We start from the raw sequence: 3,050 nt of genomic DNA on the forward strand, positions 1-3,050 counted from the left end.
TGTGAAGATGCGTCGAGTCAGCCGCGCCTTGGGGCGGTGTATCCCAACAGGTCGCCGTTGCACCGACGCGTGCCAGCGAAACATTGCGGCTCTCGGACATGGCTCGCCCGGCATTGCTGTCTCTGCAACACCGACAACATCGTGGACTCCTGTGCTGGGCGCCGCTCCTCGCCGTCACATGTCGGGCTGGGGGAAGGGTACTCCTGTCGCAATGCCGGCGTTGTCTCCCACGATGACGGCAGGTTCCATCACCAAATGGAACAAGCGAGAAGGGGAGGAAGTGCGGTCTGGCGATGTGCTGGTACGTTGAGATACGAAAGTTGGCATTATTCGCTATGCGCGGGTATGAGTCAGTGTTTGCCTATCGTGCGTGTCAAGCGTGGCATCTCATCCAGTGCAACTGCAACCAACCTGCGGTGGGGGCCTGTGGTGAACGTGATTTTGGTGTTCCGTGTGGCTAAATCCTAAATTTGTTGGAGCGGAAGATTCCCCCATTGATGTGCACCTTCTCACCTATTTTCGTCCACGCTCTCGTATGTTCCTGTGTGCAGTGCGAGGTGGCCACCGACAAGGCCACCATTGATTTTGTGTACCAGGACGAGGGCATTCTGGCTCGCATCCTGGTGGCTGAGGGGGGAGAGGCGGTACCGCTAGGCACTCCCCTCGCCATCATGGTGGAATCCAAGGAAGATATTGCCGCCGTGCACGCCATGGCTGTCCCCACCGGTACAGATACCGGTGCCTCCGCTTCTCCACCAGGTGCGGGTGTGAGCAGCAGTGCAGCAGCTACCGCTGCCCCACCCCAGGCTGCATTCCAGAGCACCACACCCCTCACAGTTACCGCCACTGCTACCGCCACCACCCACGCCCCAAGCGGTGACGACTATCAGAGTGCGGTAGCTGCCTTGTCACCTTCGGATGTCATGCCAGCTGCTCGTGCGCTGATGGCCGAATTCGGCGTTAATCCGGCTGGCTTGAGGAGCAAAGCGACTGGCAAGGGGGGTCGCATCACAAAGGGAGACGTCCTAGTGCACTTGGGCAAGGCACCACACTCAGCACTCACACCGTCTACTGCTGCATCGACACCACCACTTGCACCTGCTCCGCCAGCTGCAGTGGGCGGCAGCACTGCACGTGACTCATCCCAGGCCAGCAGCAGCAACAGTGGTGGCGGTAGCATGACACCCCCATTCCTCCCATCTTTGCCTCCTCGGGCACCCACCATCTCGCCCCAGCAGGTGGCCACTGCCTTCGCGGTACCGGTACGAGTGGGGGGTACCTTCACAGATACCAAACCCTCCCAGGTGCGTCGCATCATCGCGGGTCGCCTGGCGGAGAGCAAGGCCACCATACCCCACCAGTACGCGGTCATGGACTGCCAGCTGGACGCACTGATGAAGCTGCGGAATGGACTGAAGGAGGCAGGGGTGACACTGAGTGTGAACGACATGGTCATCAAGGCAGCCGCCAAGGCGTTGCGAGACGTCCCCGAGGCCAACTGCTACTACGACGGCAAGAGCGACACCATCGTTCCCAATGCCACCGTGGATGTGTCGGTGGCGGTAGCAACTGAAGGTGGCCTCATCACACCCATCGTGAAGGGCGCGGACACCTTAGGCCTGCTTGCCATCAATGAGCGCGTGAAGGATCTGGCGGGCCGTGCACGGGCCAACAAGCTGAAGCCTGACGAGTTTCAGGGCGGTAGCTTCACCATATCCAACCTGGGCATGTTTGGCATCGACGAGTTCAGCGCCGTCATCAATCCGCCCCAGGCCTGTATCTTGGCGGTAGGCAAGGGGGAGAAGAAGGTGCTCGCGGCACCCCTAGGCTCCCCTTTCTCACTCGACGATGAGGTGGTGGTGACTGGTGACGGTAGCAAGACGTGTCCTGAGCCCATCGTTGCGACGGTGATGACGGTCATGCTCAGCTCGGATGCACGGGTGGTGGATGCCGCAATCTCGGCTCAGTTCCTCCAAGTGTTCAGACACTACATCCAAAACCCAACCCTGCTGGTGGCATAAGCTGAGGTGTGAGGTGTGAGTTGTGCTATGATGTGGTAGTTGTTGGTGGAGGTGCCATGGGACTCGCACTCGCAGTCCCGCACGTGCGGCGAAATGACACGCGTTGAAGCTAGAAACACGATATGGGGAACCTCTTCAGCGTGGATAGGGTGACCTTGCTCAGAACAGTTGCCATTTGAAGTAGCACTTTATGTCGGCAGCTGAGTAGCTTAATGGTAGAGCATCAGACTTGATAAATCTGAAGGTCCCGGGTTCGATTCCCGACAAAAGCTTTCGCCACAAAAATTGAGGGGTTTGCGGTCAAAAACCATCCGATAAGGACACCCCTCCACCGGTTTCGCCACTGGTGTGGTTAGTCACGGGTCGCGTCGCAAGACGATTACCCGTGGCGAGACGTCTCAAGTTACGGGAAGGGGTGTGGCGACCCTGGGCCGTCGCGCTGTAGTCCTTACTTCGGTATTGATGGTTGCAGTGGCGTGACTGTTGAGAGCGGACGTCGGTGCGTGCTATCATGGGAACATCCATGGTTCTATCAACACGTGCTTAAGGTTTCACGGACATACCATAAAAATAGGGTCACGGAATGCAATTGATAAAACAATTGTGTACCGTGGCCCTATATGTCGGCATCATCACCCACATCCAGTACCTGTACAACGTGAAACACTTCCAACGGATCCTCCACGGAGTGAACGGAGTGTACGATCATCCCTGGGCACCTGGACGGGTGGTCCCTCGCCAAGCCGCCTTGAGCCTCCAAGCTCCATGTTGCGCTTCGGTACTGGCGATGGCCAGGTCCCCCCCGGCGAAGAGCCGAGTGGTGCTGGCGTCCAGGACCGGCTCCGCTGCTATGGCAATGAAGCCACTTGCCCTGAGCGCGAGTGTGATCAGCCAGATACAACGAACTGGCGGCGCCAACCAAGACATGCCGGATCCCGAGAGCACGTTTAAAAACAACTACGCTGCCACACGGGAGTGCCTGTAATGCGACGGGTGTACCACAACGCATAGATCCGGCATCTTCCACTA

General features: G+C 58.5%; 1 protein-coding gene. It reads left to right on the forward strand.

Translation table 11 applies throughout. The annotated features are described in order from the left end of the window. The first annotated feature begins 923 nt into the window (after positions 1 to 923). A complete protein-coding gene (locus Q7V20_RS04050) occupies positions 924 to 2,021 on the forward strand; it encodes a 2-oxo acid dehydrogenase subunit E2 (protein ID WP_370652397.1) in 1,098 nt (365 codons plus the stop codon). Positions 2,022 to 3,050 lie beyond the last annotated feature (1,029 nt).

The sequence above is a fragment of the Aquabacterium sp. genome (assembly GCF_030652515.1).
Taxonomy (GTDB): domain Bacteria; phylum Pseudomonadota; class Gammaproteobacteria; order Burkholderiales; family Burkholderiaceae_C; genus Aquabacterium.

Excerpts from the sequence above, each read along its gene's own strand:
- Q7V20_RS04050 (WP_370652397.1), top strand. The coding sequence starts at position 924 with ATGCCAGCTGCTCGTGCGCTGATGGCCGAATTCGGCGTTAATCCGGCT.